Source organism: Actinomadura scrupuli (assembly GCF_050971785.1).
GTDB lineage: Bacteria > Actinomycetota > Actinomycetes > Streptosporangiales > Streptosporangiaceae > Actinomadura_E > Actinomadura_E scrupuli.
Genome location: NZ_JBPCCU010000012.1, coordinates 234,659 through 260,766 on the forward strand (window position 1 = coordinate 234,659; position 26,108 = coordinate 260,766).

22 protein-coding genes, 2 pseudogenes and 1 riboswitch are annotated in these 26,108 nt (G+C 70.4%); of the genes and pseudogenes, 13 read left to right on the forward strand and 11 right to left on the reverse strand.

Translation table 11 applies throughout. From position 1 onward, the window contains the following. From ACRYCC_RS38845 to ACRYCC_RS38870, 6 genes are all read left to right on the forward strand, one after another. Entirely contained in the window at window positions 1–1,035 is a 1,035-nt protein-coding gene (locus ACRYCC_RS38845) for a 1-acyl-sn-glycerol-3-phosphate acyltransferase (protein ID WP_433819081.1), read from the forward strand. A gap of 124 nt (window positions 1,036–1,159) precedes the next feature. Beyond that, window positions 1,160–2,371 carry a cytochrome P450 gene (locus tag ACRYCC_RS38850; RefSeq protein ID WP_433819082.1) on the forward strand — a complete coding sequence of 404 codons (1,212 nt, stop codon included), beginning with the start codon at window positions 1,160–1,162 and terminating at the stop codon, window positions 2,369–2,371. Window positions 2,372–2,603: 232 nt separating this feature from the next. After that, window positions 2,604–3,440 (forward strand): M55 family metallopeptidase, encoded by an 837-nt coding sequence (locus ACRYCC_RS38855; protein WP_433819083.1) that lies wholly within the window; start codon window positions 2,604–2,606, stop codon window positions 3,438–3,440. A 100-nt stretch (window positions 3,441–3,540) separates the two neighbouring features. Continuing rightward, window positions 3,541–3,777: an SAM-dependent methyltransferase gene (locus tag ACRYCC_RS38860; RefSeq protein WP_433819084.1), complete on the forward strand. Its 237-nt coding sequence runs from the start codon at window positions 3,541–3,543 to the stop codon at window positions 3,775–3,777. A gap of 79 nt (window positions 3,778–3,856) precedes the next feature. Continuing rightward, window positions 3,857–5,674, forward strand: coding sequence for a gamma-glutamyltransferase (ggt, locus tag ACRYCC_RS38865; protein WP_433819085.1), 1,818 nt, complete (start codon window positions 3,857–3,859; stop codon window positions 5,672–5,674). A gap of 710 nt (window positions 5,675–6,384) precedes the next feature. Then, window positions 6,385–7,368 carry an NADP-dependent oxidoreductase gene (locus ACRYCC_RS38870; RefSeq protein WP_433819086.1) on the forward strand — a complete coding sequence of 328 codons (984 nt, stop codon included), beginning with the start codon at window positions 6,385–6,387 and terminating at the stop codon, window positions 7,366–7,368. An 85-nt stretch (window positions 7,369–7,453) separates the two neighbouring features. On the opposite strand, the gene ACRYCC_RS38875 is transcribed toward ACRYCC_RS38870, so the two are convergent. The 3 genes from ACRYCC_RS38875 to ACRYCC_RS38885 form a co-directional block, all read right to left on the reverse strand. Next, window positions 7,454–7,876, reverse strand: coding sequence for a hypothetical protein (locus ACRYCC_RS38875; protein ID WP_433819087.1), 423 nt, complete (start codon window positions 7,874–7,876; stop codon window positions 7,454–7,456). A gap of 326 nt (window positions 7,877–8,202) precedes the next feature. After that, entirely contained in the window at window positions 8,203–9,054 is an 852-nt protein-coding gene (locus tag ACRYCC_RS38880) for an LLM class F420-dependent oxidoreductase (protein WP_433819088.1), read from the reverse strand. A gap of 117 nt (window positions 9,055–9,171) precedes the next feature. Continuing rightward, the gene (locus ACRYCC_RS38885) at window positions 9,172–9,543 is read right to left on the reverse strand and encodes a hypothetical protein (protein WP_433819089.1); all 372 of its coding nucleotides are present in this window, start codon (window positions 9,541–9,543) and stop codon (window positions 9,172–9,174) included. A 917-nt stretch (window positions 9,544–10,460) separates the two neighbouring features. On the opposite strand from ACRYCC_RS38885, the gene ACRYCC_RS38890 reads away from it, so the two are divergent. After that, the gene (locus tag ACRYCC_RS38890; RefSeq protein WP_433819090.1) at window positions 10,461–10,832 is read left to right on the forward strand and encodes a hypothetical protein; all 372 of its coding nucleotides are present in this window, start codon (window positions 10,461–10,463) and stop codon (window positions 10,830–10,832) included. A 518-nt stretch (window positions 10,833–11,350) separates the two neighbouring features. Beyond that, window positions 11,351–11,683 (forward strand): hypothetical protein, encoded by a 333-nt coding sequence (locus ACRYCC_RS38895; protein WP_433819091.1) that lies wholly within the window; start codon window positions 11,351–11,353, stop codon window positions 11,681–11,683. A 53-nt stretch (window positions 11,684–11,736) separates the two neighbouring features. Here the strand turns inward: ACRYCC_RS38895 and ACRYCC_RS38900 are convergent, their stop codons facing one another. Continuing rightward, a complete protein-coding gene (locus ACRYCC_RS38900) occupies window positions 11,737–12,759 on the reverse strand; it encodes a C40 family peptidase (protein ID WP_433819092.1) in 1,023 nt (340 codons plus the stop codon). Between the two features lie 5 nt (window positions 12,760–12,764). After that, a riboswitch (cyclic di-AMP (ydaO/yuaA leader) is annotated at window positions 12,765–12,915 on the reverse strand. 353 nt (window positions 12,916–13,268) lie between these two features. Between ACRYCC_RS38900 and ACRYCC_RS38905 the strand changes: the two genes are divergently transcribed. Then, on the forward strand, window positions 13,269–14,393 hold the full coding sequence (locus ACRYCC_RS38905; protein ID WP_433819093.1) for a lysylphosphatidylglycerol synthase transmembrane domain-containing protein: 1,125 nt from the start codon (window positions 13,269–13,271) through the stop codon (window positions 14,391–14,393). 149 nt (window positions 14,394–14,542) lie between these two features. Here ACRYCC_RS38905 and ACRYCC_RS38910 read toward each other — a convergent pair. Both ACRYCC_RS38910 and ACRYCC_RS38915 read right to left on the reverse strand, forming a co-directional pair. After that, window positions 14,543–15,259, reverse strand: a pseudogene (locus tag ACRYCC_RS38910) (phosphatase PAP2 family protein); the annotation flags it as partial. A 15-nt stretch (window positions 15,260–15,274) separates the two neighbouring features. Then, window positions 15,275–16,435: a glycosyltransferase family 4 protein gene (locus ACRYCC_RS38915; protein WP_433819094.1), complete on the reverse strand. Its 1,161-nt coding sequence runs from the start codon at window positions 16,433–16,435 to the stop codon at window positions 15,275–15,277. A gap of 73 nt (window positions 16,436–16,508) precedes the next feature. Between ACRYCC_RS38915 and ACRYCC_RS38920 the strand changes: the two genes are divergently transcribed. Further along, complete coding sequence (locus tag ACRYCC_RS38920; protein WP_433819095.1) at window positions 16,509–17,321, forward strand: PIG-L family deacetylase; 813 nt, start codon at window positions 16,509–16,511, stop codon at window positions 17,319–17,321. Between the two features lie 33 nt (window positions 17,322–17,354). Continuing rightward, complete coding sequence (locus ACRYCC_RS38925; protein ID WP_433819096.1) at window positions 17,355–18,236, forward strand: SDR family oxidoreductase; 882 nt, start codon at window positions 17,355–17,357, stop codon at window positions 18,234–18,236. A gap of 58 nt (window positions 18,237–18,294) precedes the next feature. On the opposite strand, the gene ACRYCC_RS38930 is transcribed toward ACRYCC_RS38925, so the two are convergent. The 3 genes from ACRYCC_RS38930 to ACRYCC_RS38940 all read right to left on the reverse strand — a co-directional run bounded on the left by ACRYCC_RS38930 (window position 18,295) and on the right by ACRYCC_RS38940 (window position 20,967). Then, a complete protein-coding gene (locus ACRYCC_RS38930; RefSeq protein WP_433819097.1) occupies window positions 18,295–19,089 on the reverse strand; it encodes an SAM-dependent methyltransferase in 795 nt (264 codons plus the stop codon). A 118-nt stretch (window positions 19,090–19,207) separates the two neighbouring features. Further along, window positions 19,208–20,029, reverse strand: a complete 822-nt coding sequence (locus ACRYCC_RS38935) for an ABC transporter permease subunit (RefSeq protein WP_433819098.1) — start codon at window positions 20,027–20,029, stop codon at window positions 19,208–19,210. After that, window positions 20,026–20,967, reverse strand: a complete 942-nt coding sequence (locus tag ACRYCC_RS38940) for an ABC transporter ATP-binding protein (protein WP_433819099.1) — start codon at window positions 20,965–20,967, stop codon at window positions 20,026–20,028. The genes ACRYCC_RS38935 and ACRYCC_RS38940 overlap by 4 nt, the downstream gene beginning before the upstream one ends. Before the next feature lie 555 nt (window positions 20,968–21,522). Here ACRYCC_RS38940 and ACRYCC_RS38945 point away from each other — a divergent pair. After that, window positions 21,523–22,566 (forward strand): annotated as a pseudogene (locus ACRYCC_RS38945) (RNA polymerase sigma factor); the annotation flags it as partial. Between the two features lie 175 nt (window positions 22,567–22,741). Then, the gene (locus tag ACRYCC_RS38950; RefSeq protein ID WP_433819100.1) at window positions 22,742–23,353 is read left to right on the forward strand and encodes a DnaJ domain-containing protein; all 612 of its coding nucleotides are present in this window, start codon (window positions 22,742–22,744) and stop codon (window positions 23,351–23,353) included. A gap of 45 nt (window positions 23,354–23,398) precedes the next feature. Here the strand turns inward: ACRYCC_RS38950 and kstD are convergent, their stop codons facing one another. Further along, window positions 23,399–25,264 carry a 3-oxosteroid 1-dehydrogenase gene (kstD, locus tag ACRYCC_RS38955; RefSeq protein ID WP_433819101.1) on the reverse strand — a complete coding sequence of 622 codons (1,866 nt, stop codon included), beginning with the start codon at window positions 25,262–25,264 and terminating at the stop codon, window positions 23,399–23,401. A 216-nt stretch (window positions 25,265–25,480) separates the two neighbouring features. Further along, entirely contained in the window at window positions 25,481–26,104 is a 624-nt protein-coding gene (locus ACRYCC_RS38960) for a TetR/AcrR family transcriptional regulator (protein ID WP_433819102.1), read from the reverse strand. Window positions 26,105–26,108 lie beyond the last annotated feature (4 nt).

A 26,108-nucleotide genomic window follows, 5' to 3' on the forward strand; every position in this document is an offset into this window, starting at 1 on the left:
ATGCTGCCACCTCCGATCATCCGGCGCCTGGTGATCACTCCGGTGCTGTTCGCGCTGACGCTCGTGGTCGTCGTCACCTTCCCGGTGACCTACGCGGTCGCCGCCCTGATGTCGCTGACCGCCGGGGGCCGCTACCGGGCCGTACGGCTGCTGTGGTTCACCCTCGCCTGGGGGACGCTGGAATCATGGGCCGTGCTCGCCTGCCTGGGACCCTGGCTGACCAGCGGCTTCCGGGGCCGGGTCCGTACCGAGCCGTACTGGGACCGGCACTACAAGATCATCCGCGACTACACCGCCGGGCTCTACCGGGCCGCGGAACGGCATCTCGGCCTCCGCATCGAGATCGAGGAGGCATGGCCCGCCCCGGACGACGCGGCCGGCCGGCCGTCCCGGCCCTTGATCGTCCTGAGCCGGCACGCCGGCCCGGGGGACGCCCTGCTGCTGGTCCATCACCTGCTCAGCGACTACGGGCGGCGGCCGCGCGTGGTGATGAAGGCACTGCTGCAGCTCGACCCTTGCATCGACATCGCCGCCAACCGGCTGCCCAATGTGTTCGTGCACGCGGCGGGCGAGGGCATGACGGAGCAGATCCAGCGGCTCGCCGGGGGTCTCGGCCCGGCCGACGCAATGGTGATCTTTCCGGAGGGAGGCAACTTCACTCCGGCCCGGCGGCGCCGCGCGATCCGCCGGCTGGTGCGGCTGCGCCGGCACCGCGAGGCGATGCGCGCCGGCCGGATGCGGAACGTCATGCCGCCGAGGCCGGGCGGCACCCTCGCCGCGGTCGACGCCGCGCCGGAAGCCGACGTGGTCTTCGTGGCGCACAGCGGGCTGGAGGATCTCAGCTCCGTCCGGGACATCTGGCGGCACCTGCCCCTGCGGCACGTGGTCCACGCCCACTGGTGGCGCGTCGCCGCCGAGGAGATCCCCACGGAGCGCGAGGCACAGATCGAGTGGCTGTACGCGCAATGGGAGCGGGTCGACGCGTGGATCGGCGCCCAGCAGGCCGCGGATTCCGCCTCCCGGTCCCGTGACTAGCGGGCCAGGTCGCCTACCGGTACGGTCAGGGGCGTTTTGCGAGGTTTGCTCGCCGCATGCCGAGAGACGCGCTCGGCGACGGCCCGACCGCTCGGCGGGCGGGTGACCGCGAGGTGGAGGTTCCGTGACGATCGTGACCGAGCTGGAGCTCCCGGACTTCGACTACTCCGCGCCCGATCTGACCGGCGAGGTCTACCACCGGCGGCTCGCCGAGGTCGCGGAGCACGGCTGGCTCGCCCAGGGCCCGCTGTCCGTCGTGGTGCTGGACCGCGAGTCGGGCGAGTTCTTCCTGCGTTCCCGGGCGACGGAGTTCCCCGGCCGCCAGATGGCCGAGATCTTCGGCGTCACGAGCGGGCGGCTCTGGGAGCAGATCGACGCCAACATCCTCAACCAGACCGGTGATCACCACCGCCGGCTGCGCGCCCTGGTGGGCCCCGCGTTCACCCCCCGGGCGGTACGGCGCTGGCGCCCCGCGATGCGGGAGTTCCTGGCGGGGCTGTGGGACGAGTCCGCGACCTCCTGCGAGTTCGTCGCTGCGGTGGCCAAGCCGTACCCCTCGCTCACCATCGCGGCGGTGCTCGGCGCGCCGCTGGAGGACGCCCCGCGGCTGCACGAATGGTCGAGCTGGGTACAGCGGCAGTTCGACATCCGTGCGCTGGCGGGCGAGCTCCCGCGTATCGAGCGGGCCGTCGAGGAGGTCTACGACTACGTCGAGGCGCTGCTGGAGCGGCGGCGGGCGGAGCCCTCGGACGATCTGGTGAGCACTCTGCTGGCCGCCGAGGAGGACGGCGACCGGCTCTCGCACGCCGAGTGCGTCAACCTCGTGGTGAACGTGCTGGCCGGTGGGGTCGACACCACCCAGGCCCAGCTCTCGCACGCCCTGCGGCTCTTCGCCGAGCATCCCGGGCAGTGGGCGCTGCTGCGCGGCGAGCCGGAACTCGCCGGCCGGGCGGTGCAGGAGGTGCTGCGGCACGAGCCCATCACCCCCTTCACCGCCCGGATCTGCGTCGAGCAGGTCGAGCACCGCGGAGTGGTCTTCCCGGCCGGCACGATCGTGGCCATCTGCGCGGAACGCGCCAACCGCGAGACCGGGTCCGGCCAGGGCGAGCGGTTCGACATCACCGCGGAGCCGGACGGCCGCCTGCTGACGTTCGGCGCCGGCGCGCACTACTGCCTGGGCGCCAACCTGGCCAGGGCGGAGCTGGAGGAGGCGCTGACGTTCCTCGCGCCGCGGCTGCCCGGACTTTCCCTCGGCGGGACTCCCGCGCTCGGCGGCATCGAGGGCATCTACGGCGTGGACTCGCTGCCGCTCAGCTGGTCGCCCGGCCCTTCCTGAGCGCCTGAGCCGCTGAACCCGGGCTCCGGGCCGGCGTCCAGGCGCTCGCGCGGTCGGGTCGCGCGCAGCGGTGATCCGCCTGCGGGAGCGGCCGGCGGCGCCGTTCCGGAACGCCTGCCCTGAACAGGGCGTACCCGGTCGTGTACCGGGCGGCTGAAGGGGAAGATTCATGGCCGGAGCTTCCCTCGGCCCGACCGCACGCGCATCCGGTTGAAGGGTTGAAGGCAGGCATATGAAGGTCTACATCAGCGCGGACATGGAGGGCATCACCGGGCTCGTGGACGCGGAGGACGTCCAGCCGCACGGCCGGGACTACGAGCACGGCCGGGTGATGATGACCGAGGACGTCAACGCCGCGGTCCGCGGGGCCGTGCGCGCGGGCGCGACCACGATCGTGGTCAACGACGCGCACAAGCCGATGCGCAACCTGCTGCCGGACCGCCTGGACCCCGCCGCCCGGCTGGTCCGGGGAGGCCCCAAGCCGATGGGCATGCTGGAGGGGCTCGACGGGAGCTTCGACGCCCTCGTGTGCATCGGCTTCCACGCCCGGGCGGGCACCTCCGGGGTGCTGAGCCACAGCTTCATGGGCCGCGAGATCGAGGACATCTGGCTGGACGGGCGGCTCGTGGGCGAGATCGGCCTGCTGCACGCCACCGCCGCCGCGATGGGCGTCCCGCTCGTGATGCTCTCGGGCGACGACGCGGCTTGTGCGGAGACGACCGAGTGGGACGCCGGGGTGGCCACCGTCGCGGTCAAGCGCACCCGGGACCGGTTCGCCGCCGAACTCGATCCGGTGGCCGAGGCCCGCGGGCGGATCGAGGCGGCCGTGCTGACCGCGGTCCGGGCCGGGCCGGGCGGCGGGCGCGTCCCCCCGGCGGCGGAGGCCGCCACCCTGGCGGTGCGCTGGCAGTCCACGTCGGTCGCCTCCCACCTGGCGGGCATCCCCGGGGTCACCCGGCGGGACGACCGGACCGTCGAGGTCAGCGGCCCGATGACGGAGGTCTTCCGGCTGTTCGGGATCTTCCTGCGGGTCGCCACGGCACTGACCGGCCAGCCGCCCTACTGCTGACGGGATCCGGCGGCCGGGTCCTTTCTAACGACAATGCCTATGTCATCCGGATTTTTTCGTCCTCTCCCACTTCCACAATCCGGGGGCGGAGCACGCGAAGGTGGCCGAGCAGTCCGCCGCCGCCGAGAAGCTGTTCAACGAGCGGCTCGGCACCGGGCGGTGGCGGACCCGCGAGGAGATCCTCGCCTACTTCGACGACCTGGAACTCCTCGAACCCGGCCTCGTCGCGACGCCACTCTGGCGGCCGTCCCCGGCCGATTCCGAGCAGGTGGACCGCGAGCTGGCGCAGAACCCGATCCACCACTCCTTCATCGGCGGGGTCGCCCGGAAGCCCTGACCGGGGTCGGCCGCCTGAATGGTGCCGATGAGGGGTCGGTGACAATGTTGAGTGCATCGATCACCGTTGGGGAGGTCCTGTGCCGCATCGCCGTAGATCCCGCGCCGCCCTCGGGCTCACTCTGATCACCGCCGCGTCCCTGGTCGTCACCGGCCAGGCGACCGCTTCGCCCACGCAGAGCCCGGAGCCGGCCAAGCAGGCCGTGGCGACCGGGTACGGGGGCGCGGTCTCCACGGTGGACCTCGATGCCAGCCGGGCCGCCCTCGGCGTGCTGAAGCGGGGCGGCAACGCCGTCGACGCGGCGGTCGCGGCGGCCGCCACGCTCGGCGTGACCGAGCCGTACGTCGCGGCGATCGGCGGTGGCGGCTTCTTCGTCTACTACGACGCCGCGACCCGTCGTGTCCACACGATCGACGGGCGCGAGACCGCCCCGCAGGCGATGAGGGAGAACGCCTTCATCGATCCGGCCACCGGCGCGCCGCTGCCGTTCCCGGACGCGGTGACCAGCGGCCTGTCGGTCGGCGTGCCGGGCACGCTCGCCCAGTGGGACCAGGCGCTGCGCCGCTTCGGCACCGAGCGGCTCAGCACCCTCCTCCAGCCCGCCATCAAGATCGCCGATCAGGGCTTCACCGTGGACAAGGAGTTCTACGACCAGACCGCGCTGAACGCCGACCGGTTCGCCGACATCACCTCCACCAGGCGGCTGTTCCTGCCCGGCGGGCAGGTCCCGGCCATCGGCTCGACGTTCCGCAACCCCGACCTGGCGGAGACCTACCGGACGATCGCCGAGCGCGGGATCGGCTGGTTCTACCGAGGAGACCTCGGCAGGCAGATCGTGCGCACGGTCAAGCACCCGCCGGTCGACCCGGCGGCCGGGCGCACCGTCCGGCCCGGCCTGATGGAGGCCTCCGACCTCGCCTCCTACACCGCGCCGTCCCGTCCGCCGACCCACGTGAACTACCGGGGCCTGGACGTGTACGGCATGGCACCGCCGTCGTCCGGCGGGTCCACGGTCGGTGAGGCCCTCAACATCCTGGAGAACTTCGAGCTCTCCCAGAAGGACCCGGTGCAGGCACTGCACGACTACCTGGAGGCCTCGAAGCTGGCCTACGCCGATCGCGCCGCCTTCGTCGGCGACCCCGCGTACGTGAAGGTGCCGCTGTCGCAGTTGCTGTCCCAGCCGTACGCGAAGGAACGGTCCTGCCTGATCGCCCCGAACACCCCGCTGACCGCGCCGGTGGCCGCCGGTTCGCCGGACGGGTCGTACCAGGCCTGCGCCCGGCCCTCCGGCGCCACCCGTGGCCTGCCCTACGAAGGGCCGCAGACCACGAACCTCGTCGTCTCCGACAAATGGGGCAACGTGGTGGCGTACACGCTCACCATCGAGCAGTTCGGCGGCAGCGGGATCACGGTTCCGGGGCGGGGCTTCCTGCTCAACAACGAGCTGACCGACTTCAACTTCACCCCGTCCGCGACGGACCCGAACACCCCCGCGCCCGGCAAGCGCCCGCGCAGCAGCATGGCCCCCACGATCCTGCTCGAGGACGGCAGACCCTTCCTCGCCGTGGGCTCCCCCGGTGGGTCGACGATCATCACGACCGTGCTGCAGATCCTGCTGAACCGCCTGGACCTGGGCATGACCCTGCCCGCGGCGGTCGCCGCTCCGCGCGCCACCCAGCGCAACACCGCCGCGACCCTCGCGGAACAGCCGTTCATCGATCAGTACGGCGCCGCGCTGACGGCCAAGGGACAGACCATCCAGCTCTACAACATGTCGCCGCCCTCCATCGGCGCCGCCACGGGGCTGGAGTTCCTGCGGCGGGGGCTGGTCCAGGCGGTCGCCGAGCCGGTGCGCCGCAACGGCGGCAGCGCACTCGTCGTCCGGCCCGCGCGGTAGAACGCGGATTCCGCCCGACATGAGGGGGCCCCGCCTCCCCCATCGAGGTATCGCACTCACCCGATGGAGGAGACGGGGCTTAATGGAGGAGACGGGGCTTAGTCGTCTGCCCTGCGATCAGTGATGACGGCTAATCGTCGTCATCGTCCCAATCCCAATCCCCATCCCAGTCGTTGTCGTTGTCGTTGATGTTGATGTTCCAGCTGCTCCAGTTGCTGCTCCAGCTGCTCCAGCCACCGCCACAGCCCCAGCTGCAGTGGTGGTGGCTGTGGTGGTGCCTGTGGCGGTGGTGACAGCGGTGGTGACAGCCACCGCACCCACAGGTCGTGATCGCGCTCTGCGGCGCGACGGAAGCGGCTTGTGCGTTGAGCTGGGTGGCCGCGTTCACCCCGAAGACAGTCCCAGCCACGAGAGCGAGGCCGGAGATGGTCGGCGCCAGGCGCCTTGGAATCTGCATTGTTCTACCTCCTCGTAGAACAGGCCCATGAAGGCTAATCCGGTCCCTGCACCATCCATTGACCGTGGCGTGCCTTTCACATCACCACCGATAAATGGTGACGCAGGTGCTGCCATTCGCGATTCCATGTCGCATATTCCCATCTACGCTCTTCCCCGGGGCCCAAGCCGACGAAACCGTGGAAAGTGCTGATTTGCTTGTTCTTGGCGTTCGAAGGGATGGCCTAATGTGAGATTCCGGGGAGGACCACCCAATGAGCGAGAATAAACATGAGCCGGGTGGGGAACCGCACGCGACCATGCGCGCGATCCTCTACGACACCACCGGCGGGCCCGAGGTGCTCTACCTGGCCGAAACCCCACGGCCCACGCCGATCCCCACCGAAGTCCTGGTGCGGGTGCACACCGCCGGCGTGAATCCGGTGGACGCCAAGACCCGCGCGGGCAACGCACCTGGCCCGATGGTGGGACCGCCATTCATGGCCGGTTGGGATTTGTCAGGAATCGTGGAAAAAGTCGGATTCGGGGTGACTCGTTTCAGGCCTGGTGACGAGGTTTACGGAATGCCGCGCTTTCCCCGGCCGGCCGGGACGTACGCCGAATACGTCGCCGCCCCTTCACGGCAGCTCGCGGGCAAGCCGGCCACGCTGAGCCATCAGGAGGCCGGGGCCCTGCCGCTCGCCGGCCTGACGGCATGGCAGATCCTCGTGGACACCGCGAAGGCCGGCCCCGGGCAGCGGGTCCTGGTGCACGCGGCGGCGGGAGGAGTAGGACATCTGGCCGTGCAGATCGCCAAACTCCGCGGCGCCCATGTGATCGGCACCGCGCGGGCGGCCCAGCACGACTTCCTGCATGACCTGGGCGCGGACGAAGTGATCGACTACACCACCGCCCGGTTCGAGGAGGTGACCGGGGACCTGGACGTGGTGGTCGACCTGGTCGGTGGGGAGACCTCCACCCGCTCGCTGCGGGTGCTCCGGACGGGTGGTCTGCTCGTCCCCGTGCCCCGCGGCGACGCCACGCTGGTCGAGGAGGCCGCCGTCCGGGGGATCAGGGTTGAGCGCTTCATGGTGGAGCCGGACTACCACGGGCTCGAGCGCCTCGCGGAGCTGGTGGACGCCGGCAGGCTGCGCATCGTCGTCAACACCGTGCTGCCGCTCGACCAGGCGGCCGAGGCGCACCGCCGCATCGAGAGCGGCCACAGCCCGGGGAAGATGGTGCTGACGTTACGGGAATGATCAGCAGGGCCTGGACCGGAACGGGTGCGGATGCCGGCCCGGCACCCGCACCCGTTCCGCGTCGTCCTTGCGCTCCCGCGTTTCCTCAGCGGACGAGGGCGGAACCGGGCAGCGCGACGTTGCCCCGGCGGCCGGTGAGCGTGCCGGAGCCCGCCAGACCGGTGCCCAGGTGGTGGTGGGTGACGCCCGCGTTGCCGCAGGCGGCGTGCTGCACGATCGAGGAGACCGCCGAGCTGCCGCAGAGGGTGCCCGACGACTGCAGGCCCTTGCGGCCGCTCAGTGAGAGCCCGCTGGAGGCGGCCGTGCCGAGGTCGTCGCCGCCGGCCGGCCCGCCGGAGAACCGGCCGGCGGTGCTCCCGCTCAGACCCGCGCCCGCCGTGGTGCCGTGGACCGCGGCCAGGTGGGACCGCCCGCCGATGGTGTCGGCGTTGGCGATGCCGCCGCCGACGGCGGCGAACCCGGCAACAAGGAGGGCGGCACGAGCACCGTTCTTCATCCAGTTACGCATATCTACTCCCGTTTCTTCGATGGTGCGGATTGGCCGATGTCGCCGACCGGGCGGGCAGTTCGGCAGCCGGAAAGGCCATGGGTCGTACAGGACAGGGTCTTACAGGACAGGGGTCGTACCCCACGTCATGGTCCCGGCCGCGGTGCGGCGCTCACTGCGCTTTTTACCGTTCTTTCGGGAAAGCGAGGGGGACCACATAAAGGGCATGCCGAGTCTTTGTCCAGCGCCCCGGTGGAGCGGAAAATGCCGAAGTGACGCTACCACCGCTCGAACAATGGCCGGCCGTCCACCGAATTCGCCGGGCGTGTCGTCCGGGCGACGGCCGGTCAGTCGCCGAGGGGACGCGCGCCCAGGCGGGCGGGAGCGTTGCGCTCCAGGAACAGTTCCAGCTCGGCCAGCGGCAGGCCCGCCGGCGGCACCACGATGAGCCGGTCCACGCCGAGGTCGGCGTAGGCGCGGGCGGTCTCCGGATCGAGCCGGCGAGCGGGGCTCACCGAGATGTGCAGCCGCCGGTCGGCCTCGTGCCCGGCGCTCCGTAGCGACTCGAGCTGGGCGGCGGTGGCCCGAAGCCCGAGCATCCAGCCGTACCACCCGTCGGCCAGCCGCATCGCGCGGTCATGGGCGGCCGGGCTGTTGCCTCCCACGACCACCGGCACCGGCTGCTGCAGCGGGCGCGGGTGCGCGTCGACGCCGGAGAAGTCCACGAAGCCGCCGTGAAAGGCGGGCTCGGGAGAACTCCACATCGCGCGCATGGCGTGCAGGTACTCCTCCGCCCGCCTCCCACGGCCCGCCATGGGCACCCCGAGGGCGCGCATCTCCGGCTCCAGATAGCCGACCCCCATGCCGAAGATCAGCCGTCCGCCGCTGAGCACGTCGACGCCGGCCAGTTGCTTGGCCAGCACCAGCGGGTTGCGCTGGGGCAGGATGACCAGGCCGGTGGCCAGCCGGATCCGCTCGGTGCGGGCCGCGGCGAAGGCCAGCGCCACGAGCGGGTCGATCAAGGGATCGTCGGGCTCCATGGGTGACGGCTCGACCCGCGGGCTCGGCAGCACGACGTGGTCGGCGGCCCAGAGAGAGTCGTAGCCGAGCTCCTCGGCCAGCGAGGCGATACGCGCGGCGCCGTGCCTGTCGGCGCCCGCGTACCCGTTCGGAGTGTGGAGCCCGATCGTCAGGTTCATGACGACCGACCCTAAGGGCGGAGTAACGACGGCACCAATGCGGACTCGGCATGGCCGTCATCGCCATCCCGCATGCCCGGCCTCCGGTTGGCGGTCAGGCCGGCGCGGAGAACCGCGTCAGCGGTGCCGGGGCGCCTGGTTCACGACGCCGGCGCACTTCGGTTTCGTGTTGTCGCTGTCGAAGTCACGGCTCCAGTCGCCGTTCCCGCCGTTCCCGCCGTCACCCCAGTTGCGGTTCCAGCGATTGTCGCCGTCGTTGCCCCAGTCACGCCCCCAATCGGCGTTCCAGTCCAGGTTCTGGTCCTTGCCGGCGCCGTCGCGGCAGTCGTCATGGTGCGCATGGGACCTGTGCTTGGCCGCCGACTTCTTGTGCTCGCCGACGGCCGCGGCCGCCGGGCCGAGCTGGCCGGCCAGGCCCACCGTCAAGACACCACCGACCGTGAGAGCCAGGCCGGACACGGTCAGCCCCAGGCGGTTTCGGGTTCGCATTGTCCTCTCTCCCCGTCGATCATCAGATCAAGACCGCACAGATCTTGATATTCGTCATGTATTCCCTGTCCGATGTCCGTATTGTCCTAGATAGTTAGTTGGCTGCGGTTCCTTTATGGAAATCTCACCTCGACCGATGACTCCCCGGAGCGACAGCGCACAAAACCGAGCCAATGCGGCGTTGACCAGTTCTTGGCATTTCCCGACCAGCAGGAGAGGTCAAATGGCAGCCAATAGGACGAATCATCGGAGCTGAGCACTGCCGGCACCCGCGGAGGGCGACGTCTCAGGGCTCAGGAGCACCCGGTCGGGGAAACGGGCGGCGATCTGCCCGGCACCTGGACGCGCGCCGGCGGCATGCCGAGCCGGCGCGGCCGCACGCCACCGGACGGGCCCTCTCCGGCCGTGCTGGGTCCTCCAGCCGTGGTGGGTCGTAGAACCGGTGACCCGAAGCCGGATCGGTCCGGACCGGGCGCGACAGCCCAGCTCGTCGTACGGCCGCAACGCCTTCGGGGACGGCCGCGATGCTCCCGCGAACGCCCCGATGGCCAGGAGCCCCGCCTTCGCCTCCCTGGGCGCCGGGTGCCCTGCCCGGCCAGGCTCGCCACTACAGCCTCCCCCAGGGGCAAGGTCGACCCCGCCCAGCAGGTACGGAAGGTCGATATCCGCAGGCATTTCTCGAAAATCATCCTCGCCGAATTCATGGGAGAGCAAAGCCTGAAAATCACGCGGTTGGCCATTTGAGGCACCGGGAACAGGTCCCTAAGCTCCACATAAGGGGCTAATCGGGAATAGTTGCATGTAGGCAGCTATTTCTGACGGAAGGTACACAGAAGGTACATCGCATCCGAATCAGCGGTGCCCCGCACGAGGAGCGAAGCCATTCTTCACGGCTCGTTCTACAAGGAGGTAGGGCAATGCAGATCTCAAGGCGCCTGGCACTGACCATCACCGGCCTGGGTCTCGCGACCGGGAGCGTCTTCGCGGTCGGATCGGCCACCGCGGCCGAGGCCGTCAGCACCACCACCACGACCATCGTGCGTCAGCCCGGAGTCTCCGATGACTGCCGTGGCTCCCGGTGCCCCCGCCGCCACCGGGGTGAGCAGCGCCGCTACGACCCCGACGGGGACTGGAACGGCGACTGGAACCGCGACCGCAACCGGAACCGGAACCGCAACCGGAACGAGAACCTGAACGAGAACCGGAACCGGAACGAGAACGTCAACCGCAACGAGAACATCAACCGCAACACCAACATCAACCGGAACGACAACGACAACGACAACTAGCCGGTGGCGGCTGACACCGCATCGACCCGCGGACATCCCGGGGCCTGGTTCGTCCCGCCCCCGCAGGTCGAAGCGGTGACGAGGAGTTCACTCCGGCCGTGACCAGATGGCCCCCGGGCGCACCGACTGCCGAGGCAGGCGGCGCACCGGGGGCCATCGCATGTCCCACGCACCCCGCCGCGCGAAACCGCCGCTCACGCCGCCGCGAAGCCACCAGCGCCGGCTCGAAGCCGAGCCCGAAGCCGACTCGCAAGCCGGCCCGAAGCCGACCTCGAAGCGGCCGAAGGAAATGCCCGGCCAAAGCAGCATCGTGAATTGTCATCGAGGGGTAAAGCATCGCCCTTCGGAATCCCATGGTGCCGCCCCAGCGGAACACCTTTGTACAGCGTGGGGCATATCATAAGAATCCAGGCAATAAACACATGACCCCTTACGACATCCGAAGCGCGTGACCGTTCAGTCGTCTCGCGCGAGAGCGAATCCGTCCGCACGGCTTCGCTCTGCAAGGAGGTAGGGCAATGCAGATGCAGCTTCCCAAGCGCCTGGCGCTGACGGTCACCGGTCTGGGGCTCGCGGCCGGGAGCGTCTTCGCGGTCAGCCCGGCCGCCCAGGCGGAGGCCACGGCGACGACCACGACCACGACAGTGACCACGACCGGCTCGGCCGAGGCCATGACGTCCGCCGGCTGGTGCCACCGGCACCGCGGCTGCTGGCATCACCGGCACCGCCACCACCATCACCACCACGGCGGCTGGGGCGGCGACTGGAACTGGAACGGCGGCTGGGGCAACGGCTGGGGCGGTAACTGGAACTGGAACAGCAACTGGAACAGCAACTGGAACGGCTGGTGACCGCAGCGCACTGACCCATGACGTCTCGGGGCCGGGAGGCCCCGAGACGGGCGTCAGGCCACGCGCGCCGCTCCCGAGAAGGGCATGCTCGCCAACGGGCTGATCTTCACGACGTCACCGGTCTGCGGAGCGTGCACGAAGTTGCCGTTGCCGATGTACATCCCCATGTGGTGCAGGTCCGCGTGGAAGAAGACCAGGTCGCCGGGGCGTAGCTGCGCGCGGGTGACGTGCACCCCGGCGTTGTACTGGCTGCCGGTGTAGTGCGGAAGGCTCACACCGACCTGCGCGTAGGCGTACAGGGTCAGTCCCGAGCAGTCGAAGCCCTTGATGTTCGCCCCCTGGGCGACTCCGTAGGTCGGCCCGGAGGCCGAGCCACCGCCCCAGGAGTACGGGGTCCCCAGCCGCGCCAGTGCGGCGTTGACGGCCTTCATGGCCTTGGCCGAGGCGCCGCCCGCAGCGACGCTCGGAGCTCTCTGGCCGGGCGTAGCGGTCGACTGGCCGAGCTTGCCCCGGACCTTCTTCAGCGAGCTCTGGATGCTCTTGAGCTTCTGCTGGGAGGCCACACCGAGGCTCTTCACCTGGGTGGCGCGGTCCTGGGCCGCCTTCTGCGCCCGGGTGGTGGCCTGCAGGACCTGGAACAGGTCCCGGACCTGGTTGGTGCTCTGCGCGGTGAAGTAGTTCAGCGTCGCGGACTGGTCCAGCAGCGCCTGCGGGTTCTCCGCCCCGGCGAGGGACACCGCAGGGTCGATGCCGCCGTTCTTGTAGCTCTCGGCCGCCATCTGCGCGACCTTGAGCCGTACGGCGTCCAGACCCCGCTGTTGGGACCGGGCGTTGTCCGAGGCGGCCTTCGCGGCCTTCTGAGCCTGTTTGAGGCGTACCTGCAAGCCGTTGTACTGCTCGGTCATCTTCTCGAGCTGATCGGCGAGCTGCTTCTCCTGGGCGGTCAGCTCCTTGCGCGTCGGCTTGGGCTCGGCCTGCGCGGGGGTGGACGGCAACAGGGTGATCGTCATGGCCACGGCCAGCGAAACGCCGCCGAACCGGGACAGCAGGGATCGTACGGGGCGCGTTCGCTGCAACGCGCAGCTCCTCTCCTCGACCGCCTACCGAGTTAGCTGACGGGTTCGGACCGGAGCAGGCCCTACCGCTCGACGATGAGCGGATTCACCCCAGGTAACACTGGGTCCCCGGTTCCCGGCGGCACGCGGCCGGCCGGAATTCGGCGGTGTCGCCGCTGCTCTGGGGGGAGCGCGGGGCGGCGACTCCTACGGAGCGTAGGGGCCTGAGAGTTCGGACGCTACCGAAATGCCAGTTTTAACCCAACCATTCTTTGATGTGCATTGACAGGCGATTGATACTGCATGCCTGGTCATCGAGTGGCGGGCCCTCCTGCCTGCGCCGCCACGACCACGGGTTTGCGCACGTCAGAACCGGCTGGGATGCTGTCCGACGGGCCTCCGCCTGACACACCTTCGCTGTCACGGGCACTGGGCCCAGGACGATGTGCCCAGTCCGGCGGTCCTCGGGCGGTCTGGGGGACCACTACCGTAATGTGACGGCGTGACGAATCTTGCGACCGGATCCGCCCGTGGCTGACGTGGCCGCCGGGGCGGTACGCTCACGCGCCGGCGATGTCCAGGAAGCCCAGGGGATGGCGGAGAAGGACCTTCAGCGAGTGCAGCCGGCCGGTTCCGTCCGCTCGGCCCTCACCCTGCTACGCGGCGCCTCCGCGAGCTCATCGATCTCTCAGGTCCTGCTGGCCATCGGGGTCACCGCCGCGGTGATCGTCCTGGGCCTCCTGAACCTCGACACCGTACGGGCCGGGGGCACCAGCCTGGCCGGTGCGGACATGCAGTGGCTCACCCTGGCGGTGGTCTCCACCGTCGCCCTCTGGGTGGCCGGGACGATCACCCAGTTCGGTTCCATGCCGGGGTTCCCGCCGGTCGGCCGGGTGTTCGCGGTGCAGGTGGCGGCGTCGTTCGCCAACCACCTGCTGCCCGCCGGCTCCGGAGGCATCGCCGTCAACGTGCGGTTCCTCCAGCGGCACGGGCTCAGCCGTGGCGCGGCGGTGGGATCGGTGGGGCTCAACTCCCTCGTCGGGCTGGTGACGCACGTGATGCTGCTCGCCGGCGCCGTCCTGATCAGCCCGGCCGTGCTGAGCAGCGTCCGGGACAAGATCGACTGGAAGCAGCCCGTCAGAGCCGCGGAGAACAACCTGTGGATCGTGGCCGCGGTGGTGGGCGCCCTCGCCCTGATCGCGCTGCTGGTGACCCGTGGGAGGCCGGGAAGCTGGGGCCGGGTGCTCATCACCCGCTGCCGCTCGCTGTGGCGGCGCCTGGTCCGGGAGATGAAGTCGCTGGGCACCGTGGTGCGCAACCCGTCCCGTGCGGCGGCGCTCTGGCTGGGGTCCCTGTCGGTCCCGCTCCTGCACGGCATGATCCTCTACGCGGTGCTCCGGAGCATCGGAACCCCGATCGCGATGGGAACGGCCATCGCGATCTACGTGGTCGTGTCCTCGCTGTCGGCCGTCATCCCCTCGCCGGGGGGCATCGGGGCGCTGGACGTGGCGCTGGTGGCGGCCTTCGCGGCGGTGGGGGTCTCCTCCCCCGCCGCGCTCGCCGCGGTCCTGGGGTATCGGCTGCTGACGGTCTGGGTGCCGTTGCTGCCGGGAGCCTGCGTGTTCGCGGTGCTGCTGCGCCGCCGCATCATCTGAGCCCGGGTCCGCGCATAGAGCGATCCGCCGGCGGGTGACCCCCAGGGCAGCGGCCATGACCGCAACGGCAGCGATCGCAGAGCCGGCCGCCGCACGGTGACCAGTGCGGGCTTGTCCGGCCGGAGCAGCCCGGTGGCCCAGGTGGTGGCGAGGGCGACGACGACCCCGGCCACGACGTCCAGGACGTAGTGGTTGGCCGTGACCACCACGACGACGGCGGTGATGACCGGGTAGAGGTGCGAGCCCAGGCGGCCCCGGTAGCGCCGGAGCAGCGCCACGGCGACCAGGCTGGTCCACACCGCCCACGCCAGGTGCAGTGAGGGCATCGCGGCGTACTGGTCGGCCTCCACGGGCCCGCCGTGGCTGCTCCCGAAGCCGGCGGCCGCGACCGAGTCGATGTAACCGGCCCCCGGAAGCAGCCGTGGCGGCATCACCGGCAGGAAGAAGAACACCGTCATGCCGACCAGGTTGGTCGCCACCAGCGCGTTGCGGGCCCGCCGGTAGATGGTGGGGCTGCTGATGTAACACCAGGCCAGGACCGTGAGCGTGACGCTGATATGGGCGAACTGGTACCAGTACGCGGCCACCAGCGACAGGGCGTCGTGGTCGGTCAGCCACCGGTTGCTCACGCCCTCGACGTCCAGGCGAAGTGCGCGTTCGATCGCCAGGACCTCGCGGCCGTGCTCCAGCGCCGGGCCACCGCGCACCGCGGCCAGCGAGCGGATGTAGTCGTACACCTTGATCAGGACGATCACGATGAGGAGCTCGCCGATCAGGTGCGGGCGCTTGACCGGGAACGAGCGCTTGTTCCGCGCCTCGGCCGGAGGGGCGGGCTGGCCCGGGCGCGTGGCCGCTGGGCGGGGCATCGTCGGATGAATGATTCAGCCCGCCATTCCGAACAGGCCGCGCTTGAGCGGCGGACGCAGACGATCGATGGCAAGCTCGTACATCTCGGTCGTGAGGTCGACCACATCCGGCCAGGCGACGGTGGGCGGCACCGCCCGGTTGCGGGCCGCGATCGCCTGTCTTTCGGAGGCGTCGGTGGCCAGCCTGATGATGGCCTGGGTCATGGCGGCGTCGCTGCCGGCGAGAATGCCCTCCTCGCCGTCGCTGACGAACTCCCCGATCCCGCCCTCGGCCCGCGCCACCACGGGAAGCCCGGCGCAGCGCGCCTCGAGGGCGGCGATGCCGAAGGACTCCAGGATCGCGGGGGCCACGAACAGATCCGCCCGGGCGAACAGCGATCGGATCTCCGACCGGGGCAACCGCCCGGGCATGGTCACCCATCCGTGCATCGCATGTCGGCGAAGGTAACGTTCCAGCACGGGCCGCTTCGGGCCCTCTCCCACGATCACGGCCCGGATCCGGGTCGAGGGCGGCATCGCGGCCTGGGCCGCGCGGAGCATCCGCAACAGGTGAATGGGCCGCTTACGGGCCGCCAGGCGCATCACCGCGACGACGAGCACCTCATCCGGTTTCCGGGGCAACGGATCGACCCGCCACGCCGACGCGTCGATCCCGTTCGGCAGGACGAGCACCGGTGCCGGTCCGACAAGTCGCCGCAATGGCTCGGCCGCGGCATCGCTCACGGCCGTCCAAACAGCGGGCCAAGATGACCAGTTTACGCCTGTATCCAAGGCCCGGAAGGCGGGCTCCAAATAGGAGATCAGGGAATGCACCGTCACGACGGTGGGCACGTGCGCGGCACCGGCCGCCGCGGAGAAGGCCAGCGGCGAAAAGGGCCCCGCGTGTGCGTGCACGACGTCGTACCCGCCCTCGCGGAGCATTCGGCGGCCGGCCCGCAGGCCGGCCGGATGCAACCACGAGGAGAACGGAAAGGTCTCGGTCACGCGGTGTACGCGCAGGCCATCGGCTCCGTCACCACGGCCCTCCGCGCGGCGCTCGCCGGCCGGGCGCGGGGAAGATGTGATCACCTCGACCTCGTGTCCCGCGGCCTGCTGGCGCATGGCGAGATCCCGGACGTGCATCTCGATGCCGCCCAGCCGCGGGAGGTAGAAGTCGGTGACGTGGGCAATTCTCATACGATGTTCTCCGGATCTACAGGCCCGCATACGCTATCTGACACCTCCGCGCGCTTTGCGAAAGACTTACCTCGTGCCGCACACCGTTATCTCCTTCCACGCCCACCCCGATGACGAAGCTCTGCTCACCGCCGGGACCCTCGCGCGAGCGGCCGCGGCCGGTCATCGGGTGGTCCTGGTGGTCGCCACCCGGGGCGAGGCCGGACTGGCCTCGAGCGCCATGGGAACAGGCGATGTGCTGGCGCAACGGCGTACGGCCGAGCTCATGCGCTCGGCTGAGGCGCTGGGCTGCGCCCGGGTCGAATGCCTCGGCTACGCCGACTCGGGAATGGCGGACGCCCCCTCCGGAATCGAAAACGCGTTCGCCCGGATCGACCCCGAGGAGGCGGCTCGGCGGCTCGCCGAAATCCTCCTTGAGGAGGAGGCCGATGTCCTCACTGTTTACGACCCGGCCGGCGGCTACGGTCATCCCGACCACGTACAGGTCCATCATGTCGGCGTCCGCGCCGCCGAGCTGGCGGGCACCCCGGTCGTCCTCGAGGCGACCGTGGACCGCAGGCTGCTCCAGCGCGTCCTGCGCGTCCTCAGTCACGTGCCCGGCGTCCCCGCGGACTTCGCCCCGGATCGCTTCGCGGACGCCTACACGGCCAGCGAGGCGCTCACCCACCGGATCGACGTGCGCCGCTTCGCCCGGCACAAGCGCGCCGCCATGGCCGCGCACGCCAGCCAGGCCAGCTCCGACGGCGGGGACCGGACCCTCGCCGTGCTGCTGAAGCTGCCCTTTCCGGTGTTCCGCTGGGCGCTCGGGCACGAGTGGTACGTCGAACGCGGCCGCACTCCCGGCCGCCCCCTCCTGGACGATCTCTTTGCGAGCCTGAGAGGGTGATCGTTCTCTGCCGGCGCGCCATGGGAGGAATCGATGACCGTTCCGGAACCCGGACCGGAGACCTCCTCGGTGGTCGGCGGGATCTGCGTGGTGACCGGTGCCAGCTCCGGCATCGGCAAGGCCGCCGCCCGCGCCCTGACCAGGCTGGGCGCCACCGTGGTGCTGGTCTGCCGTGATCCCGCGCGGGGCCTGGCGGCCCTGGAGGAGGTCGCGGTCGTCGCCGGCCCGGAGAACCCGCCGCAGCTCGAGATCGCGGATCTGTCCTCCCTCGCCGAGGTACGCGAGCTCGCCGGGCGGCTGGCGGCGCTCGACCGGATCGACGTACTGGTCAACAACGCCGGACTGACCGTGGGCGAACGCCGCACCACCGCCGACGGCCTGGAACTGACCTTCGCCGTCAACCATCTGGCGCCGTTCCTGCTCACCACCCTGCTGGTGGACCGGCTCACCGCGAGCGCTCCCTCCCGGGTCGTCACGGTCGCCTCCCGTGCCCACCACCGGGCCCGCCTGGACTTCGACGACCTGCAGCAGACACGCCTCTACAGCGGCCGGCGGGCCTACGCCAACAGCAAGCTCGCCAACATCCTGTTCACCCGGGAACTCGCCGAGCGGCTGCGGGGCTCCGGAGTGACCGCCAACTGCCTGCACCCCGGAGTCGTCGCCACCGGGTTCGCCCGGGAGGGCGGCACGCTGGACCGGCTGGGGTTCCGGCTGGCCCGCCCGTTCCTGCGCAGCCCCGAGCGGGGCGCCGACACGGTCGTCCAGCTGGCCACCGCCCCGGAGGTCGCGGAGGTCTCCGGCGCCTACTTCGCCGACCGCCGCCAGATCACGCCCTCCGCCGCCGCCCGCGACCAAGACTCCGCCCGGCGGCTCTGGCGGCTCAGTGCGGAGCTGACCGGCACGCGCGTGAGCTGAGGACCGGCCGGATGGCCGCACTGGGCCGGAGCGGGCGGCTCCACGGTGACCGCCCGGGTCAGGGCTTGCGGCCGACCCCGACGAGGCCGGCGAACTTCTCCCCGCTCCACGGATTGAGCTCCTCGGGACGCCATTCGGTGGGGCCGACCAGACCGGGCTCCAGCAGCTCGAAGCCGTCGAAGAAGCGGAGGATCTCCGCTCGGGGGCGGGCCACCAGTCCCGCGCTGGACTTCTCGTAGACCTGCTCGGTCTCGGCCATCTTGTCGGGGAAGGCGTCCCTCGCCAGGTGCGACAGGATCAGATGGCTGCCCGGTGCCACGGCGGCGCCGAACCGGGCGACCAGACCCGCCGGGTCGTACTCGTCGTGCACGAAGTGCAGCACCGCGACGAACAGGATCGCCACCGGTTCGTCGAAGTCGATGAGCCCCTTGACGTGCGGGTGTTCCAGGATCTCCGCGGGACGGCGCAGGTCCGCCTCGATGACCGCCACCCCGTCGACCCCCGTGAGCAGTGCCTGACCGTGCGCCCGCACCACGGGGTCGTAGTCGGCGTACACCACCCGGGCGCCCGAGCCGGCGACCTGGTGGACGTTGTCCTGCGTCGGCAGTCCGGAGCCGAGGTCGAGGAACTGCCGGACGCCCGCCGCGGTGGCGGTGCGCACCGCCCGGCGGAGGAAGGCGCGGTTGAGCCGGACCCCGCGCAGCACCCGGCCCCCGGAGATCTCGACGATCTTCTCCGCGGCCTCGCGGTCGGCGGCGAAGTTGTCCTTGCCGCCGAGCCAGTAGTCGTACATCCGAGCGATGTTGGGGATGCTCGGATCGACGCCCCGGGGGGCGGGGTTCTGAGCGCTCACGTCTCTCCCAGGTCGGTGGTGACCGTCATCGGGGAGCCGGCCCCCTCGTGGGCTCGCGGTTCGCGGTTCGCGCCTGCCGCGCGACCGCCCTGCCGCAAGACCACGAGGAGGCTGTGGCTCAGGCGTCGCGGTGCTTCAGCAGGTAGGCGGCGACCGCCAGGAGAGCCACCGTCCACAGGACGAAGACCCCGAAGCCCTGCCAGGGGGTGAGCACACCGTCGGACGTCCGCTGGGCCTGACCGATCAGGTGACCGGCCTCGGTGGGCATGTAGGCGTGGACGTACCTGCCCACCTTTCCGGGCAGCGCCTGGGTCAGCGGCGCGAGCACCAGCACGAAGCCGATCACACCGGTGATCGCGCCGGCGGAGTGCCGGACGATCGCGCCGATGGCCATCGAGAACAGGCCGAGCACGGCGAGGTAGAGACCGATTCCGATGATGGCGCGCAGCACTCCGGGGTCCGAGAGGGAGACCGTCGCCTTGCTGTGCAGGATCGCGGCGCCCAGGTAGAACGACGGGAAGGCGATCACCTCGGCGACGACGAAGACCAGCACGGCGAAGACGACGCACTTGGCGACGAGCATCCCCAGCCGGCCCGGCACGGCGAGCAGCGTGGACCGGATCATGCCGGTCGAGTACTCGCTCGAGATCACGAGCACGCCCAGGACGCAGATCGCCAGCTGGCTGAGGTTGAACCCGGTGCCGAGGATCGTGCCGGCCGGGTCCGCGGTCACCTGGGCCCGGTCGGAGGGCTGCATCTGATCCCACTGCGTCACGAAGAACACGCTGAACAGCGCCGTGAACCCGAGCGTGATCACCGCCAGCAGGGCCAGTGACCAGAACGTGGAGCGTACGGAACGGAGCTTCGTCCACTCGGCCAGCAGGAGCCGCCCGATCAGGGGGCCATGGGCCTTCTCTCCGGCGATGGTCGCGGTCGTCACAGGGCACCTCCGGTCTGTTCGATGGCGGCGGGCGCACCCGGGGTCTGGAACTCCACGGAGTCGCGGGTGAGCTCCATGAACGCCTCCTCGAGGGAGGCGCGCTGCGGGGTGAGCTCGTGCAGCACCAGGCCCGCGGCCGACGCCAGCTCACCGATCCGCGCGGCTTCCAGCCCCGTCACGAGCAGGGAGCCGTCGCCGTCACGGTCCACCTCACCTCCGGCGCCGGTCAGCTCCGCGGTCAGTTCGTCGGGATGCGGCGCGCGGACCAGGACCAGGCGTTTGGAGCTGCGTTCGACGAACTCCTGCACTCCGGTGTCGGCGATGAGCCTGCCCCGGCCGATCACGATGAGGTGCTCGGCGGTCAGCGCCATCTCCGACATCAGGTGGCTGGAGACGAAGATCGTGCGGCCCTCGGCCGCCAGCGACTTCAGCAGGTTGCGGATCCACAGGATGCCCTCGGGGTCGAGGCCGTTGACCGGCTCGTCCAGGATCAGCACCTGGGGGTCACCGAGCATCGCGGCGGCGATGCCCAGCCGCTGCCCCATGCCCAGGGAGAACCCGCCGGCCCGCTTGCGCGCCACCTCGGTCAGGCCGACCAGCTCCAGCACCGCCTCCACCCTCGAACGTGGGAGCCCCTGGGTCTGCGCCAGGTAGAGCAGGTGGTTGTAGGCGGTGCGCCCGGTGTGCACCGCCCGCGCCTCCAGCAGCGCGCCGACCTTCCGGAGTGGATCGCGCAGCCGCTGGTAGGGCTGGCCGTCGATGGTGGCGACGCCGCTGTGCGGCCGGTCCAGGCCAAGGATCATGCGCATCGTGGTCGACTTCCCGGCGCCGTTCGGGCCGAGGAAGCCGGTCACCCGATTCGGTTCCACCGTGAAGCTCAGATGGTCCACGGCGAGCTTGTCGCCGTAACGTTTACTCAGGTCACGAACTTCGATCACTTTTTGATCCTTCGGGGGTGGTGGACGTCTCTGGCTTTCCGCCCCATATACCTGGCGGGGAAGTCAACACTTTGCCCGTTGCCGCCGCGTAGACCAAGGCTTCCGCGCACTTTCCCCACCGGCCCGGCGGGCGGCGCCCACATCGGAGGGCCCCTCACCGGCCTCCGCGGGCACCGCGGCGCGGGCCGCCCGCGCCCATTTCGCCTTCTTCCGCGATCACTGCGAGCATGTTCATCGGCGATCGGGGCAACTTCCTTGGAACCGGGGGAGGATTCTCCGCGTCCTCAACGTTGTAGTCAAGGGCGGTCTGCGAGGCAGGATGGAGAGCGCCGAACGGGAGGGAGTCCACCAGGTGACGGGTGACAACAGACCGGACTTCGACGCTTGGTTCAAGGAGAACGGAGACCGACAGCTGCCGCACAGCTTTTTTCACAAGGTACGCTCGCGGACTAACGAGCGGAATCTCGTACGGCTTGCACGCGTTACTCCGCACAGCACACTTAGTTCGAGGAGGCAGGCGTGACAGCTGCCGTGGCCGAGGGGCTGCGCAAGCCCGACTCCGAAGAGGAGCTCGCGACGTCCGCAGAGGCATCCGCGGAGGTTGCGGGCACCGAGGAGGGGGCGTTCGTCCTCACCGACAACGACGAGGACGATGGCGCCCCGGCGCAAAAGATCACCGTCGCCGGAGCGACCGGCGACCCTGTGAAGGACTATCTCCGGCAGATCGGTAAGGTCCCCCTCCTCAACGCCGTGCAGGAGGTCGAGATCGCCAAGCGCATCGAGGCCGGCCTGTTCGCTCAGGAACAGCTCGCGGCCGAGGGGCCGGAGCTTTCCGAGGAGGACCGCGAAGACCTCGAGTGGATCGCCGAGGACGGCCGCCGGGCCAAGAACCACCTGCTCGAGGCCAACCTGCGGCTCGTGGTGTCGCTGGCCAAGCGTTACACCGGCCGCGGCATGCTGTTCCTGGACCTCATCCAGGAGGGCAACCTCGGCCTGATCCGTGCGGTGGAGAAGTTCGACTACACCAAGGGTTTCAAGTTCTCGACCTACGCCACCTGGTGGATCAAGCAGGCGATCACCCGGGCGATGGCGGACCAGGCCCGCACCATCCGCATCCCGGTGCACATGGTCGAGGTCATCAACAAGCTCTCCCGGCTGCAGCGGCAGATGCTCCAGGACCTCGGCCGCGACCCGACGCCGGAAGAGCTGGCCCGTGAGCTCGACATGACCCCCGAGAAGGTCGTCGAGGTCCAGAAGTACGGCCGTGAGCCCATCTCGCTGCACACTCCTCTCGGTGAGGAGGGCGACAGCGAGTTCGGTGACCTCATCGAGGACTCCGAGGCGGTGCTGCCGGCCGACGCGGTCAGCTTCACCCTGCTGCAGGAGCAGCTGCACTCGGTGCTCGACGCGCTGAGCGAGCGCGAGGCGGGTGTGGTGTCGATGCGGTTCGGGCTGACCGACGGCCAGCCGAAGACGCTGGACGAGATCGGCCGGGTCTACGGGGTCACCCGCGAGCGGATCCGCCAGATCGAGTCCAAGACGATGTCGAAGCTGCGTCACCCGTCACGGTCCCAGGCCCTGCGCGACTACCTGGAATAACGGACCTGACACGCCGAAGGCCCCGCCCCGTTTCCCACGGGTGCGGGGCCTTCGGCATTTCACTTCGGGCGCCTACGCCGAGTTCGAGCGCGAGTTCCGGCCCCTAACGCGTTGGCGGTCATGGTGCCCGGAGAGCACAATCGACACTGCGATCAGCCGCCGGGAAAGGACAGGAATGCCCGACGAACTGGATGACTACTACGAGATCCTCGGCGTCACCCGCGAGTCCACGCAGGAGCAGATCAAGTCCGCGTACCGACGGAAGGCCTTCGAGCTGCACCCGGACCGCAACCGCGGTGACGCCACCGCGGCGGCACGCTTCATCGCGCTCAAGCAGGCGTACGAGTGCGTCGGCGACCTGCGGCTGCGGCGCACCTACGACCGGGAGCACGGCTGGACGTCGACGGCTCCCGAGATGGACTACGAGATGTCCATCGACTCCCTCGCCGCCGGCCTCGGCACCGTACGCGCGATCCGCCTTCCCCGGCAACGGCTCTGCGTGTCGTGCAAGGGAACCGGACGCATCCTCATGGTGTGCGAGGAGTGCGACGGCGTGGGCACGGTGTACGGAGCCGGGTTCGGCAAGACGTGTCACGCGTGCCGAGGGGCCCGGGTACAGATCGAGGACCCGTGCGGCGGGTGCCAGGGGAGCGGCTGGAAGCAGGACTACCGCCAGATCACGTTCCGCATCCCGCCGCGGACCCGCGACGGCCAGTTGCTCTCCATCCGCCCGGAGGGGATAGGCGAGTTCCGCGTCCGGATCCGCGTGACGGCACCCGGAAGCTGACGTCCTCGCACGATCGGCCGGCCGCCGCGTGCCCGTCGCCGGGTCTCAGCCGCCCGGAGTGTCGGCGATGTCGTTCGCGGCCACGTACCCGAACGTCATGGCCGGCCCGATGGTCGAACCGGCACCGGCGTAGCTGTGACCCATCACGGCACCGCTGGCGTTGCCGGCCGCGTACAGCCCGGGTATGACCGAGCCGTCCGCGCGCAGCACCCGCGCCCGGGTGTCGGTCCGCATCCCGCCCTTGGTGCCGAGGTCGCCCGGCACGATTTTGAAGGCGTAGAAGGGCGGCAGCCAGAGGGCCGCGAGGCAGGAGTTCGGGATGACCGCCGGGTCGGTGAAGTAGTGGTCGTAGGCGCTGTCACCGCGGTGGAAGTCGGTGTCCCTGCCGGTCAGCGCGAAGCCGTTGAACCGCGTGACGGTGTTGACCAGCGCGGACGCCGGAACACCGATCTTCGCCGCGAGCCCCGCGATCGTGCTGGACTTGAAGACGGCGCCGCTCTGGTACCACGAGTCCGGGAACGGCAGCGTCGGCAGCAGGTCCTTGAACAGGTACCGGTTCCGGTAGTTCTGGTCGATGACCATCCAGGCGGGGATGTCCTTGGTGATGGGGTCCTTGTCGTACATCACGTGCACGACGTCGCTGTAGGGCGCCGCCTCGTTGACGAACCGCAGGCCCTTGCTGTTGACGATGATGCTGCCGGGCAGGGTGCGCTCGGCCAGGCAGAAGTACGGTTCGCCGGGCAGCGGGATCGCCGGTCCCCACCAGGCGTCGTCCATCAGGTCCAGCACGGCGCCGGCGCGCCTGCCGGCCTGGATGCCGTCGCCGGTGTTCTCCTTGGCGCCGACCGTCCAGTCGATCCCGATGGGCGCCCGCTGGAACTCCTGGCGCATGCTCAGGTTGTGCTCGAAGCCGCCGGACCCGATGACGATCCCGCGCCGGGCCTTCACCAGCACCTGTGCGCCGTTCTGGGAGACCAGCACTCCGGTGGCGCGGCCACTGCCGTCGAACTGCACGTCGAGGAACGGGGTGTTCAGCCAGACCGGCACGCCGGCGGCGAGCAGCCCGGCGCGCAGGCCGCCGGCCAGTGCCTGGCCCATGGTGAGCGGCTTCTTGCCGGCCAGCACGGCCGCGGTGTACCTGCTGATGGTCTGAGCGGCGACCGCAGTGCCCTTGGCGTTGACCGCGGCGAGGTTGAGCCACTTGTAGTCGGCGCTGAAGACGACCTCGCCGTCCGGCACCGGGATGTACGCCGGATTCAGGTGCGCGAGCTCCGCGCCGAGCAGGTTCCCGTCGAACATGTCCGGCTCGATGGAGCGCCCGTTCGGCATCCCGCCCGTGAGCTCGGGATAGTAGTCCGAGTAGCCCTCCATCCAGCGGAAGCGCAGCGGGCTGTTCCGGAGCACGAAGGAGATCATGGCGGGGCCCTTGGCGAGGAAGGCCTGCTGCCGGTCGGCGGGCGCCGTGCCGCCGACCACGCTCGCGAGGTAGGTGGCGGCCTTGGCCGGGGTGTCGGGCACCCCGGCGGCGAGGATCACCTCGTTGTTCGGTATCCAGATCCCCGCCCCGGACCGAGCCGCCGAGCCGCCGAAGGTGGGCGCCTTCTCGACCACGACGGTCTGCAGCCCCCGCTTGGCCGCCGTCAGCGCCGCGGTCATCCCCGCCGCGCCGGAGCCCACCACGACGACGTCGTAGGTGACCTCGGCGGCGGCATGTGCCCGGCCGCGGCCCAGCAGGCCGCCGGTCACCAGTGCGCCGCCGGCGACGGCGGCGCCGCGCAGGATGGTACGGCGGCTGTGCGCCCGGTCCTGCGCTTCGGTCTGCACTTCGGTCTGCACTTCGGTCTGGGCTTCGGGGGCCGGGCCGGGGGTGCCTGCGGCGGGCTCGGCGGAGTGTTCCGGCGGAACGGGCATGGTGGATCCCTTCAGCGGTGAGCGTGGCGACGGGCGATGCGCCTCGTCGAAGGCGGTCGGGGTGAGGGCACCTCGCGCCTGGTGCACGGCTGGGGAAGAGTCCGGGGGACCTCTGTGGTCCCCGTCACATCCGGAAGCATGCGCTTGGTTGGTGCGTCTGTCAACGCATGATTCTCCGGGCCGGCTCATCGCCCGGGATGACCACGTCCCCTACCGCTATGGCGACGAGTCGGGCACGGCGATGACTCCATGAGCCAGCCGGGCCAGGGCGGCGGTGATCTGGCCGGGCAGGATTCCCTGTTCGCGCTGGTGGAGATAGATCTCGGGGGCGAGGGGCGCGAGTAGCGTGTCGGCGAGCGCCGTTGCCCCGGACACCCCGGCGTCCCGCAGCAGCGTGCGTACGTGGGCGTGCCAGAAGCCGTACGCGCCGGTGGCGAACCGCGATCGGCCGACCTCCGCGCCCAGCGCGAGATGGACGTGCTGTTCGAGCAGTTCGACCATGGCGGCGTAGAACGCGGCCAGGCGTTCGCCCGGGGGCGCACCGGGACCCAGCGGCGGTGGGCCGCCGAGCAGTTCTGCCTGGAGCCCGCGCTCGTGCTCGTCGAGGAGCGCGATCGCGATCGACGCCGGGTCGGGATAACGCCGGTAGAGCGTGCCCCGGCCCACCCCGGCCGCGCGGGCGATGTCCTCCATCGTGACCCCCCGCGGATCCCGGACGGCGAACAGGCGAGCCGCGGCGGTGAGGACCTTGGCGCGATTGCGGGCCGCGTCCGCCCGCTCGTGCGGACGGCGCCCCTCGCCGAGCGGGAGCCCGGTGAGCAGATCGATATGGCCGGCCATGCCG